The sequence below is a fragment of the Streptomyces sp. NPDC002788 genome (assembly GCF_053592115.1).
On record NZ_JBSFVB010000029.1, the window covers coordinates 1 to 16,899 of the forward strand.

A 16,899-nucleotide genomic window follows, 5' to 3' on the forward strand; every position below is an offset into this window, starting at 1 on the left:
CTTCCTGCGGCCCTGAGCCACCGTCCGGGTCTTGCGGATCTCGAACATCGCACCCCTGGGCTGGGGTGTTGCGACGATCGCTAGAACCTAAGGTGGCGACCAGGGGCCTCTTCTAAGGTGCGGCCGGAGAGCTGCGCCGGCCTGAGTCCCCGGTTATCCAGCGTTGTCAGCTGTTCCAGCAGGTCAAGAGGGTGACGTGCTTAGGTGGCGTTGTAGGCGAGCTCGGCCAGCTGAAGGGCGTCGGCCAGGCTTGTCTCGTCGGTGAGGTCGACGCTGACGCGGTACTCCCGGTGCCCGGTGGTGAGGGTCCGGGCGGACTTGATGCCGAGCTCGTCGAGCTTCTGCTGGCTGTAGTTGAGCCGGAGATTGATGGTGCTGTACTCCGCGTAGACGTAGGCGAAGCCGCCGAACTGGGATCCCTGCCGGCGCAGACGCAGGTAGCGGCTGTAGTCCAGGGGAGCGTCGGGCAGTGCGTTCTTGCGCTTGATGCCGTAGACACCGACGTTGTCCCACCGGGTCGTCTCCTCGAGAAACCGGACGAACAGGCCGGGAGCCGGGCTGCGGCCCAGCAGCTGACGCACCGTTTCCTGTCCCTCGTCGGCCACTCCCGGAGCATGAGACTCGAGGGCCAGGCTCCCAGTTCCACCCTTTCCGCACATCTGGTCTGGGGCCTGCGCCTGGTTCAGAGGCCGGCCCGTCGGAATCAGCGCCGGAAGGCATGCGGCACCACCCGGCCGATCTCCACACGGGCTGCGACCCGGCGCAGCATGCCGCCGACCGCTGCGGTGGTCCACGGTTGGCCTCGGGAGATCGCTCCAGCCCTACGCCGGTCCTTGGCGCACGCCGCCGGAGCGGCGAGCGGGCGGACATGGGCCGACCGTCACCCGGCCGCACCCGGCGTGATGGTCACGAACCCGGTTCCGGATTGCGACTTCACGCCGGTGGTCGCGCACTGGCGGAGGTCCAGGCTGTTCTGGTTGATCACCTCCTCGAACGACGACCCCATGAACTGGCCGCCGGTCACGGCACCGGTGATGGTGTGTACGGACTGGCCGCCCAGGTCCTCGCCCTTGGCGAGGCCCACCACGTGACTGTCCGGGCCTTCGTCCCAATCCACGTCGAAGGTCATCCCGGTGGGGGCGGGATCGTAGAGGCACCCGCGAAGGCCGTCGAACGACCCTGAGTGCGCACCGCCAGTGACCGGTGAGCCCGTCGCCGAGGTACAGCCGCTGTAGTGCACGTCGAACTGGATGTGCTGCGGGGTGGGGTAGAGGGTCAGGCCGGGCGTGAATGTGATCGTCGCGTTGACGAGACAGGTGACCTGGCCGCCGTCCGCCGCCGGAGCGGCCATGGCCGTGGTGGCCGTCCCGGACAGGGCCGCTGTGACACTCAGGGCAGCGGCGACGGCAAAAGAAGCCCGGCGAATTCTGCGGAACATCGTGGCGCCTTCCTTTCGGCCTCGACGAGGCCATTCGGTCCCCTGAGGCTCCGGCCGAACAGCATCCCAACGGGCGTGCTACCCGGAGCCATTGAGAACTGCTTTCCCGTGGGCCGGAAACACGAGACGCATTCCCCTCATGTCCACAGGGCAGGAAGAAGCACCTGAGACGGATGCCGTATCACCGGCGTACTTCTTGCGAGCCGGCCGTTCACTTCCGCCCTCACCGAGGAATTCACTGAGCCAATGCTCTTGGCGCCGTTCTGACCTCGGTCGCGTGAAACAGCGCGGGGGGCGCGGGCCTGGCGCAGTTGGGGCTGTGGCCGCAGGAAACACCGATTCCATCTCGGCCAACCGTTGGCAGCGGCACGCGTCGACGCATTCGAGGCCGAGCACCACGTCGACCTCCCGGTCACCTTCCGGCACTTCCTCCTGCATGCCGGTGGTTCAGGCGCGGCCCCTTTCTACGGACTCATGCCACTGGAACAGTGGCAGCTGCTTCACATGCAGCCCGCGCAAGAACCCGGCACCCCGCGCGGCTTCGATCCCGCAGGACCTCCGGACAGCGGCGGAGACCGATTCCTCCACATCATTGAGATGGGCTGCGCGGACGTATGCGTCCTTGCCGTGAGCGGCCCGTTGGCCGGCCGCGTCCTGACCGGTAACAGCGACGGCCACTGGGGCCCCGACGTCTCGTCGGCCGCTGACTTCCTCGACTGGTACGAGCGCTGGCTCGACCACATGAACGCCGGACGCGACAACAGAGCACTGGGGCTCACCTCGCCCGGTCTTCGGTCCCACCCCCATCGACATCGCCTGGCCCCGAAGATCTGACTGAGGTTTTTTCGGAGGCTGAGTTCAACGTCTCTGCGGGATCCGGCGTGGACCACTTCGAGTATGCGCGGCCTTCGCCGGTAGGGAGTCACACCGGGTCTGGCAAATCCATGAGCGCGGGAAAGCGGGGTGCCGTCCTCGCTCCAGGAGGTGACGCCGGGGCGGCGTTGACGGTCGCCGCATGTCCTCGTGCCGCGCTGCCGGCCGCCTGCGCGCGAGTGGCGACTTCGGTGGCCCCGAGCGTGACGAACGTGCCGTTCGGGGTCGCCCCCACCGTTCCGGGCCGCTCCTGGGGAGGGACGGGCGGCGGGCGGGACTCCTTCTGTGACGAGCTTCCAGCGAGGCTTCAGCGGGTCTCCGGTGGACCTTGGGACGGTGCCCGGCGATCGTGCGCGTCGAGAGCGTGCGCGTCGAGAGCGTGCGAATCGCGAGCTTGCGGATCGCTGCGTGAGGTCGTCGGGGCGTCCGTCGTCAGCGTCGGGCGTGCCCGTGTTTTCGCGCGGGTGCTGGAGGAGCCGCGGGTGAGGGGTGGGGGCGGGTGAGACGTGGCTCAGGCGGCGCCGTCCCTTCGTGTGTTTCTCGCCGTCGCGTCCTCCACCATAGCGTTCAATCCAATCCATTGCAACGAACAAGGTTAGCGTGTTGCATTAGCTTTATGACCATTGCAACGTTTTCTTGGCTTTCACCTGCATTGATGCCGCGTGCATGCGACGAATGAGTTGCAGCATCAATGAATGCAACGTAGCGTTTCCATCATCAGAAACAGCGGATCGAAGGAGTGCACGATGCAGCTGACCAAGAGCGCGACGCAAAGGTTCGACACCCCCGCCCCCGTCGCGGCCGTCCTCGACATCCCCGCCGGGCACATCCGGTTCATCGCCGCCGACCGGACCGACACCACAGTCGAGATCCTGCCCGCCAACGCCTCCAGGAGCCGGGACGTGAAGGCGGCGGAGCAGACCACGGTCGCCTTCACCGACGGTGTCCTGCGCATCGAGGCCCCGGCGGCCAGGAACCGGCTCCTCGGCTCTTCGGGTGCCCTGGAGGTGACCGTCCAGCTGCCGGCCGGCTCCCGCGTCGAGGCCAAGGCCGCCGGCGCCGAGCTGAGGGGCGTCGGACGCCTCGGCGACGTCGTCTTCGAGGGCGCGCAGGGATCGGTCAAGCTCGACGAGACCGCGAACGCCCGCCTCACCCTCCTCGCCGGTGACATCACCGTCCACCGCCTGAACGGCCCCGCCGAGATCAGCACCCAGAAGGGCGACCTGCACGTCACCGAGGCCGTGCGCGGCAAGGTCACCCTGCGCACCGAGCACGGCGACATCACCGTCGGCGCCGCCCGCGGCACCTCCGCCACCCTCGACGCCGGCACCACCCACGGCCGTATCGACAACACCCTCACCAACACCGACGGACCCGCCGCCGCCCTCACCATCCACGCCACCACCGCCTACGGCGACATCACCGCCCGCAGCCTGTAGAAGCCCCCGACACCAGGAAGGACGCCGCCATGAAGTCACTGCTCGGGAAGAGGTGCGAGGTGGCGGCTTCGGCCGGTCCCGGGCCGGTCGCCTCCTTCGTACGGTTCGTGATCTCCGGTGGCGGCGTCGGAGTCGTCTCCAGCTTCGCGGTACCGCTGTTGGCCGTGCCCCTGCCCTGGGTGGTCTCGAACGCGATCGTCACCATCCTCTCCACCCTGCTGTGCACGGAGCTCCACGCCCGCTTCACCTTCGCCAAGGGGCGCGGCGCCGGATGGCGGGAGCACTGGCAGTCCGCGGGCTCGGCGACCGTCGCCTTCCTGGCGACCGGCGTCGCCGTTCACGTCCTGCATCTGGTGCGGCCCTCCGCCGGCATGCCGACCGAGCAGATCGTCTACCTCGGCGCTTCAGGCCTCGCCGGCGCGGGCCGCTTCCTCGCCCTGCGCCTCTACGTCTTCGCCGGCCGCCCCGCCCGGGCCGCACGGCCGTCGACGCGGCAGGGAACGGCCTCCCCCGGCCTCGCGGTCGCGTAGGCGCACACCGGCGCGGGCCACGTAGCCCCTCGCTGCGAGATCCGGTACGGCGAAATCCGGTACGGCGACGTCCCTCGCGGCGTACGGCCCGTGCGGCCGGGAGCGTCCGTCTGCTCGACGTCCGCTCGAGGACCAGTCCTCCCCCGGTGGAGAATCTGGCCTCGCAGCCGCCGACTGGGTCACCGTGTGCGCATGTCCGAGCCGTCCGCCCGGCCGTCATGCCCGTACGGCCGGCCGTACGCGTTCCTCCTCACCCCCCTCATCCGACGGAAGTGCGGTTTCCCGTGGCTACCTTCCTGTACAAACTCGGCCGCTTCGCCTTTCGGCGACGCGGCCTCGTCACCCTGCTGTGGGTGCTGATCGTCTGCGGCGTCGGTGCCGCGGCCGCGTCCGCTCCCGCTCCGCCGACCGACCGGTTCTCGATGCCGGGCACCGAGTCGCAGAAGGCCTTCGACCTGCTCGAGGAGAAGTTCCCGGCCGCCGGCACCGACGGCGCCACCGCCCGTGTGGTGGTCCGCGCGCCCGAGGGCGGGAGCATCGAGGGCGAGAAGGCGGCGATCGGCGCGCTCGTCGGCGAACTCGCCAAGGCGCCCCAGGTGGCGGGCGTCGCCGACCCGTTCACGGCCGACTCGGTCAGCGAGGACGGTCGCACCGCCTACACCGTGGTGACCTACGAGGTCGCCGCGCCCGACCTCACCGACGAGGCCCGTGAGGCGCTCACCGCGGCCACCGACCGGGCCCGCGAAGGCGGTCTGACCGTCGAGGCGGGCGGGGACGCGGTCATGGTCGAGCAGACCATGTCCGGCACCGGCGAGCAGGTCGGCGTGCTGATCTCCGCCGTCGTCCTGTTCCTCACCTTCGGCTCGCTGATCGCCGCCGGCATGCCGCTGCTCACGGCCCTGATCGGGGTCGCCGTCGGCACCTCCGCCATCGCCGCGCTCGGCAGCGCCCTCGGGCTGTCCGCCACGACCGGGACACTGGCGATGATGCTCGGCCTCGCGGTCGGCATCGACTACGCCCTGTTCGTCGTCTCCCGCTACCGTGCCGAGATCGCCGAGGGCCGCTCCCCCCAGGAGGCGGCGGGGCTGGCGACCGGCACGGCCGGTTCGGCCGTCGTCTTCGCCGGGCTCACGGTCATCATCGCGCTCGCCGGCCTCGCGGTCGTCGACATCCCGATCCTCACCAAGATGGGCCTCGCCGCGGCGGGCACGGTCGCCGTCGCCGTACTGATCGCGGTCACCTTCGTGCCCGCCCTGCTCGGCTTCGCGCCGCGCCGGGTGCTGCGGGTCGCGGACCGCCGGCTCGTCCAGACCAGGAAGCCGCTGTCGGCGCGCAAACTGCGCAGGTCCGAGCAGAAGGCCGCGAAACTGGCCGCGCGGACCAAGCCGAACGTGTCCACCCGCTGGGCCTCCTTCGTGGTGCGCCACCCGGTCGCCGTGCTCGTCGTCGCGGTGGCCGGACTCGGCGCGCTCGCCCTGCCCGCCACCAAGCTGGAGCTCGGCCTGCCCGGCGAGGGCACGATGGCGACCGACACCACCCAGCGCAAGGCGTACGACCTGCTGTCCGACTCCTTCGGACCCGGCTTCAACGGACCGCTGACGTTGACCGTCGAGGGCGAGGACGCGGCCGCCGCCGGCGACAAGGTCGGCGAGGCGCTGAAGAAGACCCCGGGCGTCGCCTCGGTCTCCGGGGCCAACGCCAACGAGGCGGGCGACACCGCCATCCTCAGCGTCGTCCCGGAGACCGGGCCGACCGACGCCAGGACCGAACAGCTCGTCAAGGACATCCGCGCGAGGGCCGCTTCGCTCGGGGCGTCCGCGGGTGCCACCGAAATCCTGGTGACCGGCCAGACCGCGCTGTTCATCGACTTCTCGCAGACCCTGTCCGACGCGCTGCTGCCCTACCTCGCCTTGGTTGTCGGCCTGGCCTTCCTGCTGCTGCTCCTGGTGTTCCGTTCGCTCCTGGTCCCGCTGAAGGCCGCGCTCGGCTTCCTGCTCTCGGTGAGCGCGGCACTGGGCGCGCTGGTCGCGGTGTTCCAGTGGGGGTGGGCCGCCGACTTCTTCGGCATCGAGCAGACCGGCCCGATCATGACGACGATGCCGATCTTCATGATCGGTGTGGTCTTCGGCCTCGCCATGGACTACGAGGTCTTCCTGGTCACGCGGATGCGTGAGGCGTACGTCCACGGCGTCCGGGCGAAGGAGGCCGTCGTCTCGGGCTTCCACCACAGCGGCCGGGTGGTCGCCGCCGCCGCGGTCATCATGATCAGCGTCTTCTCGGGCTTCGTCGTGGAGGACGAGGACCTGGTCGCGATGATGGGCTTCGGCCTCGCCTCCGCCGTTCTGTTCGACGCCTTCGTGGTCCGGATGGCGATCGTGCCCGCCGTGCACTCGCTGCTCGGCGACGCCGCCTGGTGGCTGCCGAAGTGGCTCGGCCGGCTGCTGCCCAACGTGGACGTCGAGGGCGAGAGGCTGCGGCGGCGGCTGCCGTCCGGTCCGCCGCCGTCGGCGCCCCGGAGCGACCCGGACCACGAGCGGGACCTCGTGCACTGAGGCGGTGCGCGGGTGACCGACGAGGGCCCGGTGCGACCTGGTTCAGGTCGCACCGGGCCGTCGTGGTTGTGCGGGCCGGGCCCCGGGGAGAGACCGGAGACGGCCTGGGCCGCCGTGTCCTGCAGAGCCGCTCGAGAGCCGCTCAAGGTCGGGCCGAGACCGATGGTCACCGCCGCGGGCCTCCGGTTCACTGATCCCATGGCGACCCCGACTTCCGGCACCGGTCGCGTCCCGCAGCCACCGCGGCGCGAAGGGCCCACGCCGCGCGGCACCGTCCCACACCGGTACGCCGATCTCCCCACCGCCCGGCCGTCCGGCGTCCTCGCCCCGTGTCGGTATCTGTTGCACGCGCTCCGCGCCCTGCTGCGCGCCGCCCGCCCCGACCGGATCGCCGGACGATGCGACCGCATCGCCTTCCGGTGCGCCAAACTTCACCCGCACGCCCCGGCCGCCGCGCACGCCGACGCCCTGCTCCGGCTCCACGCCCCCAGCCGCCCGGTCCGGTTCCTGCCGGGCGGGGCCTCTTTGCGGCTTCGCGGCCCCCTGCGCGCTCCGGATGCCTCCGGCATAGCGTTCACCTCCACCTCATCGCAACGAGCGGAATGGGTGTTGTTGCATTAACACCCAGCTCCAGTGCAACGATTTTACTGGTCTGACCTGCATTTATGGCACCTGTACGCAACAAGCATGTTGCCGAGTTCATAAATGCAACGTAGCGTTTCCATCATCAGAAACATCGGGTCGCAGGAGCGCACGATGCAGAACAAGGAGTGCACCATGCAGAAGTTCGACACCCCCGCCCCCGTCGCGGCCGTCCTCGACATCCCCGCGGGACGCGTCCGGTTCATCGCCGCCGAGCGGACCGACACCACCGTCGAGGTCATGCCCGCCGACGCCTCCAAGAGCCGCGACGTGAAGGCCGCCGAACAGACCACGGTCACCTGCACCGACGGCACCCTGCGCATCGACGCCCCCACTGCCAAGAACCAGGTCCTCGGCTCCTCCGGAACCATCGAGGTGACCGTGCACCTGCCCGCCGGCTCCCGCGTCGAGGCCAAGGGCGCCGACATCCAGCTCCACGGCACCGGACGGCTCGGTCACGTCACCCTCGACAGCGCCCAGGCCACCGTCGACCTCGCCGAAGCCGAAGGCGCCCGCCTCACCCTCGCCGCCGGCGACATCACCGTCCACCGCCTGAACGGCCCCGCCGAGATCAGCACCCAGAAGGGCGACCTGCACGTCACCGAGGCCGTGCGCGGCAAGGTCACCCTGCGCACCGAGCACGGCGACATCACCGTCGGCGCCGCCCGCGGCACCTCCGCCACCCTCGACGCCGGCACCACCCACGGCCGTATCGACAACACCCTCACCAACACCGACGGACCCGCCGCCGCCCTCACCATCCACGCCACCACCGCCTACGGCGACATCACCGCCCGCAGCCTGTAAAAGGAGCTCTCCTCATGACCAAGCCGGCCATCGCAGCGAACGGGCTGCGCAAGTCGTACGGTGACAAGACCGTGCTCGACGGCGTCGACCTGATCGTCCCCGAGGGAACGATCTTCTCCCTGCTCGGCCCGAACGGGGCCGGCAAGACCACGACCGTGCAGATCCTGTCCACTCTGATCGCCGCCGGCGGCGGACAGGCCCAGGTCGCCGGTCACGACGTCGCCGCGGACCCACAGGCGGTGCGTGCCGCGATCGGTGTCACGGGACAGTTCTCCGCCGTGGACGGTCTGATCACCGGTGAGGAGAACATGCTCCTCATGGCCGACCTGCACCACCTGTCCAAGCAGGAGGGACGGCGGGTGACCGCCGAACTGCTGGAGCGTTTCGACCTGGTGAAGGCGGCGAAGAAGCCCGCCTCTACCTACTCGGGCGGCATGAAGCGCCGTCTGGACATCGCCATGACGCTGGTCGGCAGCCCGCGGATCATCTTCCTCGACGAGCCCACCACCGGCCTGGACCCGCGCTCCCGCCACAACATGTGGCAGATCATCCGCGAGCTGGTCGCCGACGGCGTCACCGTCTTCCTCACCACGCAGTACCTGGAGGAGGCCGACGAACTCGCCGACCGCATCGCCGTACTGAACGACGGCAAGATCGCCGCCGAGGGCACCGCCGCCGAGCTCAAGCGCCTCGTCCCCGGCGGCCACGTCCGGCTCCGCTTCACCGACCCGGTCTCCTACCAGGCCGCCGCCCTCGCGCTGGACAAGGCGAACCGGGACGACGACGCACTCGCCCTTCAGATCCCCAGCGACGGCAGCCAGCGCGAGCTGCGCTCCGTCCTCGACTGGCTGGACTCCGCCGGCATCGAGGCCGACGAACTGACCGTGCACACCCCCGACCTCGACGACGTGTTCTTCGCCCTGACCAGCGGCGCCGGCGTCCCCACCCAGCCCAAGGAGGCTGTCCGATGAGTTCCTTGTCCCTCGCCGTGCGTGACTCGAACACGATGCTGCGCCGCAACCTGCTGCACGCGCGCCGCTATCCGTCGCTCACACTGAACCTGCTGCTCACGCCGATCATGCTGCTCCTGCTGTTCGTCTACATCTTCGGCGACACCATGAGCGCGGGCATCGGCGGTGGCGGCCGCTCCGCCTACATCGCCTACATCGTCCCCGGTCTGCTGCTGATGACCATCGGTTCCACCGTCATCGGCACCGCGGTCTCCGTCTCCAACGACATGACCGAGGGCATCATCGCGCGCTTCCGCACCATGGCCATCCACCGGCCCTCGATCCTCGTCGGGCACGTGGCCGGCAGCGTGCTGCAGTCGATCCTGAGCGTGGTCCTCGTCGGCGCCGTCGGCGTGGCCATCGGCTTCCGTTCCACCGACGCCACCGCCCTGGAGTGGCTTGCGGCTTTCGGGCTGCTCGCCCTCTTCACGCTGGCGCTCACCTGGATCGCCGTCGGTATGGGCCTGGTCAGCCCCAACGCCGAGGCCGCCAGCAACAACGCCATGCCCCTGATCCTGCTGCCGCTCCTGTCCAGTGCCTTCGTGCCGGTCGACTCGATGCCAAGCTGGTTCCAGCCGATCGCCGAGTACCAGCCCTTCACGCCGGCCATCGAGACCCTGCGCGGCCTGCTCCTCGGCACCGAGATCGGCCACAACGGCTGGCTCGCCGTCGTCTGGTGCCTGGCGCTGACGGTCCTGGGCTACTTCTGGTCCACCTCGACCTTCAACCGCGACGCGAAGTAGTCCGCACCGTGACAGCGCGGGCCACCGCCCGCGCCCCCGGCCGACAACGTCACACGACGAACGCCCCGATCCACGAAGGCCCGTCGCCGCTATCTCCCTGATAGCCGCGACGGGCCTGCCTTCGCTCAGCGTCGTCAGTAGCGGTAGTGGTCCGGCTTGTAGGGGCCCTCGGGCCCGACACCGATGTACGCCGCCTGCTCCGGGCGCAGCGTCGTCAACTTGACTCCGAGCGCGTCGAGGTGGAGGCGGGCGACCTTCTCGTCCAGGTGCTTGGGCAGCACGTGGACGCCCGTCTCGTACGCGTCTGGCTTGGTGAACAGCTCGATCTGGGCCAGCGTCTGGTCCGCGAACGAGTTGGACATCACGAACGACGGGTGACCGGTGGCGTTGCCCAGGTTCAGCAGGCGGCCCTCGGACAGCACGATGATCTTCTTGCCGTCGGGGAAGGTCCACGTGTGGACCTGCGGCTTGACCTCGTCCTTGACGATGCCGGGGACTTTCGCGAGGCCGGCCATGTCGATCTCGTTGTCGAAGTGGCCGATGTTCCCGACGATCGCCTGGTGCTTCATCCTGGCCATGTCCGAGGCCAGGATGACGTCCTTGTTGCCGGTGGTCGTGATGAAGATGTCGGCCTTGTCGACGACCTCGTCCAGCGTCGTGACCTCGTAGCCGTCCATCGCGGCCTGGAGGGCGCAGATCGGGTCGATCTCGGTGACGATCACGCGGGCGCCCTGACCGCGCAGGGACTCCGCACAGCCCTTGCCGACGTCGCCGTAGCCGCAGACGACCGCGGTCTTGCCGCCGATCAGCACGTCCGTGGCGCGGTTGATGCCGTCGATCAGGGAGTGCCGGCAGCCGTACTTGTTGTCGAACTTCGACTTCGTCACCGCGTCGTTCACGTTGATCACCGGAAACAGGAGAGAGCCCTCGCGGTGCATCTCGTACAGGCGGTGGACGCCGGTCGTGGTCTCCTCCGTCACCCCGCGGATCTGCGCGGCGATGCCGGTCCAGTCGAGCGTGCTCGCCTTCAGCAGGGCGGCCACGGCCGCCAGTTCCTCGTTGTCGGCCGGGGGCAGCTCACCGGTCTTGAGGTACTCGACGCCCTGGTGGACGAGGGTGGTGGCGTCACCGCCGTCGTCCAGGATCATGTTCGGGCCGCCGGAGGGGCTGTCCGGCCAGGTCAGCGCCTGTTCCGTGCACCACCAGTACTCCTGGAGGGTCTCGCCCTTCCAGGCGAAGACCGGGATGCCGGCGGCGGCGATCGCGGCGGCCGCGTGGTCCTGGGTGGAGAAGATGTTGCAGGACGCCCAGCGGACCTCGGCGCCCAGGGCGACCAGGGTCTCGATCAGGACGGCGGTCTGTACCGTCATGTGCAGGGAACCGGTGATGCGGGCGCCGGCCAGGGGCTGCGCCTGGGCGTACTCCTCGCGGATCGCCATCAGTCCGGGCATCTCGTGCTCGGCGAGGGTGATCTCCTTGCGGCCGAACGCGGCCAGCGAGAGGTCGGCAACCTTGAAATCCGCGAACTCAGGCGACACGAATGCTCCTTGAACTGATGACGCTACGGTGGATGTCCAGGGCCGCGGTGGACCTGTTCAGGGTGATGTAGTGCAGACCGGGCGCGCCCTCCGCCAGGAGGCGTTCGGCCATGGCGGTGGCGTACTCGACGCCGATGCGGTGGCCCGTGGCGGGATCCTCGCGAGCGGCTTCCAGACGGTGGGCCAGGTCCTCGGGGAAGGCGGCGTCGCTCAGCTCGGCGAAGCGGCGGATCTGGCGTACGTCGGTGGCGGGCATGATCTCGGGGACGATCGGGATGTCGCAGCCGGCCGCGGCCACCCGGTCGCGCAGCCGCAGGTAGTCCTCGACGTGGAAGAACATCTGCGTGATGGCGTAGTCGGCGCCGGCGCGGCACTTGGCCACGAAGTGCCGGATGTCGGTGTCCCAGTCGGGCGAGCGGGGATGCCGCTCGGGGAAGGCGGCGACGCCGATGGTGAAGTCGCCCAGGGAGCCGACGAGTTCGACCAGCTGGTAGGCGTGGGTGAAGCCGTCCGGGTGCGGCACCCAGGGCCCTCGGGGGTCGCCGGGGGGATCGCCGCGCAGGACGAGGACGTCCTTGATGCCGGCGTCCGCGTAGGCGCCGATGATCTGCCTCAGCTCGGTCACCGAGTGGCCCACGGCGGTGAGGTGCGCGACGGGACGCAGGGTCGTCTCCGCCGCGACGCGCCGGGTGACCTCGATGGTCCGGTCCCGGGAGGAGCCGCCCGCGCCGTAGGTCACGGAGACGAAGTCCGGGCGCAGCGTCTCCACCCGGCGGATCGCCTGCCACAGCGTTCGTTCGCCGGCGGCGGTCTTCGGCGGGAAGAACTCGAAGGAGAAGGTCGTCATGCGCGGCCTCCCGCGTTGAAGTAGTTCGCCTGCGGGTGGTGGACGACGATGGCGTCGGTGGACTGTTCGGGGTGGAGCTGGAACTCCTCGGACAGGTGGACGCCGATGCGTTCCGGCCGGAGCAGGTGGGCGATCTTCGCGCGGTCGGCCAGGTCGGGGCAGGCCGGGTAGCCCAGCGAGTAGCGGCAGCCCTGGTACTCGGTGCGGAGCATGCCGTCCAGCGAGCGCGGGTCGTCCGCCGCGATGCCGAGTTCGGTGCGGACGCGGGCGTGCCAGTACTCGGCGAGGGCTTCGGCGAGCTGGACGGACAGGCCGTGGAGTTCGAGGTAGTCGCGGTAGGCGTTGGTTTCGAAGAGGCGGGCGGTCTCCTCGCCGATGCGGGAGCCGACGGTGACGACCTGGAAGCCGACGACGTCGGTCTCTCCGGACTCCTCGGGCCGGAAGAAGTCGGCCAGGCACAGGCGCCGGCCGCGGCGCTGGCGCGGGAAGGTGAAGCGGGTGCGCTCGTTGCCGGCCTCGTCGAGGACGATCAGGTCGTCGTCCTTGGACACGCAGGGGAAGTAGCCGTGGACCACGGCCGCCTCCAGGAGGTTGTCCCTCTGGAGGCGGTCCAGCAGGCCGCGCAGACGGGGCCGGCCCTCCGTCCCGACCAGTTCCTCGTACGAGGGCCCCTCGCCGGTGCGGGCCTGCTTCAGCCCCCACTGGCCCTTGAACAGGGCACCCTCGTCCAGCCAGGACGCGTACTCCTTGAGCTGGATGCCCTTCACGACGCGGGTGCCCCAGAACGGCGGGGCGGGGACCGGGTTGCCGGTGGCGACGTCGGACCGGACATGGCCCTTCTCGGGCCGTTCCTCGACCTCGATGGTGGCGGTGCGGACCCGGCGCTGCTTGAGTTCGGGCAGCTTCCCGCCGGCCACGCCGCGCTTGATGCCGATCAGGGCGTCCATCAGGCGCAGGCCCTCGAAGGCGTCGCGGGCGTAGCGGACTTCTCCGTCGTAGATCTCGTGGAGGTCCTGTTCGACGTAGGCGCGGGTGAGGGCGGCGCCGCCGAGGATGACCGGGTAGTCGGCGGCCAGGCCCCGCTGGTTGAGCTCCTCCAGGTTCTCCTTCATGATCACGGTGGACTTCACCAGGAGACCGGACATGCCGATGACGTCGGCGCGGTGTTCCTCGGCGGCTTCCAGGATCGCCGAGACGGGCTGTTTGATGCCGAGGTTGACGACGGTGTAGCCGTTGTTGGACAGGATGATGTCGACGAGGTTCTTGCCGATGTCGTGGACATCACCGCGGACGGTGGCCAGGACGATGGTGCCCTTGCCGTCGTCGTCGGTCTTGTCCATGTGCGGCTCCAGATGGGCCACCGCACCCTTCATCACCTCGGCGGACTGGAGCACGAACGGCAGCTGCATCTGCCCGGAGCCGAACAGCTCCCCGACGACCTTCATGCCGTCCAGCAGGGTTTCGTTGACGATGTCCAACGCCGGACGCTGCGTCAGCGCCTCGTCCAGGTCGGCTTCGAGGCCGTTCTTCTCGCCGTCGATGATGCGGCGCTTGAGACGCTCCTCCAGCGGGAGAGCGGCCAGCTCCTGAGCCTTGGACGCCTTCAGCGACTTCGCGGTGGCGCCCTCGAAGAGCTGCATCAGCTTCTGCAACGGATCGTAGCCATCACGGCGCCGGTCGTAGATCAGGTCCAGAGCCGTCTGCACCTGCTCCTCGTCGAAGCGGGCGATCGGCAGGATCTTCGACGCGTGCACGATCGCCGAGTCCAGGCCCGCCTTCACACACTCGTCCAGAAAGACGGAGTTCAGCAGGATGCGGGCGGCCGGGTTCAGGCCGAAGGAGATGTTCGACAGGCCCAGCGTGGTCTGCACGTCCGGGTGGCGGCGCTTGAGCTCGCGGATGCCCTCGATGGTGGCGATGCCGTCGCTCCTGGACTCCTCCTGCCCGGTGCAGATGGTGAACGTCAGGCAGTCGACCAGGATGTCCGCCTCGTGGATCCCCCAGTTCCCGGTCAGATCGGCGATCAGCCGTTCCGCGATCTCGACCTTCTTCTCCGCCGTCCGCGCCTGGCCCTCCTCGTCGATGGTCAGCGCGATCAGCGCCGCACCGTGCTCCCGGGCCAGCTTGGTGACCTTGGCGAACCGCGACTGCGGACCGTCACCGTCCTCGTAGTTCACCGAGTTGATCACCGCCCGGCCGCCCAGCTTCTCCAGCCCGGCCCGGATGACCTCCACCTCCGTGGAGTCCAGCACCACCGGAAGCGTCGAAGCGGTCGCGAAGCGGCCGGCCAGTTCCTCCATGTCCGCGACGCCGTCGCGGCCCACGTAGTCCACGCAGAGGTCCAGCATGTGCGCGCCCTCGCGGATCTGGTCCCGGGCCATCTCCACACAGTCGTCCCAGCGGCCCTCCAGCATCGCCTCACGGAACTTCTTCGACCCGTTCGCGTTCGTCCGCTCACCGATCGCCAGATACGACGTGTCCTGCCGGAACGGCACCGTCTGATACAGCGACGCCGCACCCGGCTCCGGACGCGGGTCCCGCTCCGCCGGAACGGTGCCACGCACCCGCTCCACGACCTGACGCAGATGCTCCGGCGTGGTACCGCAGCAGCCGCCCACCAGGGACAGCCCGTACTCCCGGACGAACGTCTCCTGCGCGTCGGCCAGTCCTTCGGGGCCGAGCGGGAAGTGCGCGCCGTCCTTGGTGAGGACCGGCAGGCCCGCGTTCGGCATGCACAGCAGGGGGATGCGGGAGTGGCGGGCGAGGTAGCGCAGGTGCTCGCTCATCTCCGCCGGGCCGGTGGAGCAGTTCAGGCCGATCATGTCGATGCCCAGCGGCTCCAGCGCCGTCAGGGCCGCGCCGATCTCCGAGCCCAGCAGCATCGTGCCGGTGGTCTCGAAGGCCATGGAGACCAGGAGCGGGACCTCGGTGCCCAGGGTTTCCATGGCGCGCCGGGCGCCCAGGACGGAGGCCTTGGTCTGGAGCAGGTCCTGCGTGGTCTCCACCAGCAGCGCGTCCGCGCCGCCGGCGAGCAGGCCCTCGGCGTTGGCCTGGAAGCCGTCACGGACGGTGGCGTAGCCGATGTGGCCGAGGGTGGGGAGCTTGGTGCCCGGGCCCATGGAGCCCAGGACCCAGCGCCGCTGTCCGGTGCGCCGCGTGGCCGCGTCGGCTGCCTCCCGGGCGATGCGGGCGCCCGCCTGCGACAGTTCGTGCACGCGGCCGGCGATGTCGTACTCGGCCAGTGCCGTGTGGTTCGCGCCGAAGGTGTTGGTCTCCACGCAGTCCACGCCCGCCGCGAAGTAGGCGTCGTGGACGGAGCGCACGATGTCCGGGCGGGTGGCGTTGAGGACCTCGTTGCAGCCCTCCAACTGCTGGAAGTCCTCCATGGTCGGGTCATGGGCCTGGAGCATGGTGCCCATCGCGCCGTCGGCCACCACCACGCGCGTGGCGAGCACCTCGCGGAGGGTCTCGCCGCCTGCCGTCACCGCTGGCATGGCACGCCTCCCAGGCGGGCCGCGATGACCTCGGCCGCCGCCGTGCCGTAGGTCTCGGCGAGGACGACGGTGAGCCGGACGGGGTCGGGCGTGTAGGCCTGGGAGCCCACCTCGGCGAGGGCCAGGGAGGCCAGCGCGCAGCCGAGCCGGGCCGCGTGCGGGCTGTCCAGGCCCCGGGCGAGGGCCGCGAGGAAGCCCGCGCGGAAGACGTCGCCGGCTCCGGTCGGGTCGGTGGGCCGGACGCCGGAGACGGCGGGCACGCTGAACGCCGGGCGGTCGGCGGCCTCGATCCGGACGCCGTCGGCGCCGAGCGTGGTGACCCACGCGCCGACGTGGCCGAGGACGTCGTCGCGGCTCCAGCCTGTGCTTTCCAGCAGCAGGGTCGCCTCGTACTCGTTGGTGAACAGCCAGCGCGCCCCGGTGAGCAGGGTGCGTGCCTGGTCGCCGTCGAGGCGGGCCAGTTGCTGTGAGGGGTCGGCGGCGAAGGCGATGCCGAGCGCACGGCAGCGCGCGGTGTGGCGCAGCATGGCCTCGAGGTCGTCGGGTGCCACGAGCACGAGGTCGGGCAGCGGATCGAGACGCCCGAGGTCGATGTCGCGGGCCTCGGTCATGGCGCCGGCGTGGAACGCGGCGATCTGGTTGGCGTCCTGGTCCGTGAGGCACACGAACCGGGCCGTCTGCCGCCGGGCGGAGACGTGTACGGCGCCGGTGTCGACGCCGGGTTCCTTCAGCCAGGCCACGTACTCACCGAAGTCGCTGCCGACCGCTCCGACGAGCACGGGGTCCAGTCCCAGCCCGCCGAGCCCGTAGCAGATGTTGGCGGCGACCCCGCCGCGGCGCACCTCCAGGTCGTCGGCGAGGAACGACAGTGACACCCGGTCGAGCCGGTCGGGGAGCAGCTGGTCCACGATCCGGCCGGGGAAGGTCATGAGGTGGTCGGTGGCGATGGAACCGGTCACGGCGATGCGCATGGCAACTCCCAGCCC

13 protein-coding genes are annotated in these 16,899 nt (G+C 70.0%); 7 read left to right on the forward strand and 6 right to left on the reverse strand.

The annotated features are described in order from the left end of the window. Positions 1 to 200: 200 nt before the first annotated feature. Together ACWD1U_RS35245 and ACWD1U_RS35250 are read right to left on the reverse strand one after the other, a co-directional pair. Positions 201 to 605: a hypothetical protein gene (locus ACWD1U_RS35245; protein WP_451113440.1), complete on the reverse strand. Its 405-nt coding sequence runs from the start codon at positions 603 to 605 to the stop codon at positions 201 to 203. 275 nt (positions 606 to 880) lie between these two features. Beyond that, positions 881 to 1,438 carry a hypothetical protein gene (locus ACWD1U_RS35250; protein WP_451113441.1) on the reverse strand — a complete coding sequence of 186 codons (558 nt, stop codon included), beginning with the start codon at positions 1,436 to 1,438 and terminating at the stop codon, positions 881 to 883. 627 nt (positions 1,439 to 2,065) lie between these two features. Between ACWD1U_RS35250 and ACWD1U_RS35255 the strand changes: the two genes are divergently transcribed. The 7 genes from ACWD1U_RS35255 (at position 2,066) to ACWD1U_RS35285 (ending at position 10,034) form a co-directional block, all read left to right on the forward strand. After that, positions 2,066 to 2,272 (forward strand): hypothetical protein, encoded by a 207-nt coding sequence (locus tag ACWD1U_RS35255; protein WP_451113442.1) that lies wholly within the window; start codon positions 2,066 to 2,068, stop codon positions 2,270 to 2,272. Positions 2,273 to 3,057: 785 nt separating this feature from the next. After that, positions 3,058 to 3,750, forward strand: a complete 693-nt coding sequence (locus tag ACWD1U_RS35260; RefSeq protein ID WP_451113443.1) for a DUF4097 family beta strand repeat-containing protein — start codon at positions 3,058 to 3,060, stop codon at positions 3,748 to 3,750. Positions 3,751 to 3,779: 29 nt separating this feature from the next. Further along, complete coding sequence (locus ACWD1U_RS35265) at positions 3,780 to 4,280, forward strand: GtrA family protein (RefSeq protein ID WP_451113444.1); 501 nt, start codon at positions 3,780 to 3,782, stop codon at positions 4,278 to 4,280. Between the two features lie 284 nt (positions 4,281 to 4,564). After that, positions 4,565 to 6,832 (forward strand): MMPL family transporter, encoded by a 2,268-nt coding sequence (locus ACWD1U_RS35270; protein WP_451113445.1) that lies wholly within the window; start codon positions 4,565 to 4,567, stop codon positions 6,830 to 6,832. A 777-nt stretch (positions 6,833 to 7,609) separates the two neighbouring features. Next, on the forward strand, positions 7,610 to 8,281 hold the full coding sequence (locus ACWD1U_RS35275) for a DUF4097 family beta strand repeat-containing protein (protein WP_451113473.1): 672 nt from the start codon (positions 7,610 to 7,612) through the stop codon (positions 8,279 to 8,281). A 14-nt stretch (positions 8,282 to 8,295) separates the two neighbouring features. Beyond that, complete coding sequence (locus tag ACWD1U_RS35280) at positions 8,296 to 9,252, forward strand: ATP-binding cassette domain-containing protein (RefSeq protein WP_451113446.1); 957 nt, start codon at positions 8,296 to 8,298, stop codon at positions 9,250 to 9,252. Next, complete coding sequence (locus ACWD1U_RS35285; RefSeq protein ID WP_451113447.1) at positions 9,249 to 10,034, forward strand: ABC transporter permease; 786 nt, start codon at positions 9,249 to 9,251, stop codon at positions 10,032 to 10,034. Before ACWD1U_RS35280 ends, ACWD1U_RS35285 begins: the two co-directional genes overlap by 4 nt. Before the next feature lie 134 nt (positions 10,035 to 10,168). Here the strand turns inward: ACWD1U_RS35285 and ahcY are convergent, their stop codons facing one another. Genes ahcY through ACWD1U_RS35305 form a run of 4 tightly spaced genes read right to left on the reverse strand, consistent with a single transcriptional unit; the run spans position 10,169 to position 16,884 of the window. Then, complete coding sequence (gene ahcY, locus ACWD1U_RS35290) at positions 10,169 to 11,572, reverse strand: adenosylhomocysteinase (RefSeq protein ID WP_451113448.1); 1,404 nt, start codon at positions 11,570 to 11,572, stop codon at positions 10,169 to 10,171. Next, the gene (metF, locus tag ACWD1U_RS35295; protein ID WP_451113449.1) at positions 11,562 to 12,419 is read right to left on the reverse strand and encodes a methylenetetrahydrofolate reductase [NAD(P)H]; all 858 of its coding nucleotides are present in this window, start codon (positions 12,417 to 12,419) and stop codon (positions 11,562 to 11,564) included. The genes ahcY and metF overlap by 11 nt, the downstream gene beginning before the upstream one ends. Continuing rightward, entirely contained in the window at positions 12,416 to 15,913 is a 3,498-nt protein-coding gene (gene metH / locus ACWD1U_RS35300) for a methionine synthase (protein WP_451113450.1), read from the reverse strand. The genes metF and metH overlap by 4 nt, the downstream gene beginning before the upstream one ends. Beyond that, on the reverse strand, positions 15,901 to 16,884 hold the full coding sequence (locus ACWD1U_RS35305; protein WP_451113451.1) for a carbohydrate kinase family protein: 984 nt from the start codon (positions 16,882 to 16,884) through the stop codon (positions 15,901 to 15,903). The genes metH and ACWD1U_RS35305 overlap by 13 nt, the downstream gene beginning before the upstream one ends. Positions 16,885 to 16,899 lie beyond the last annotated feature (15 nt).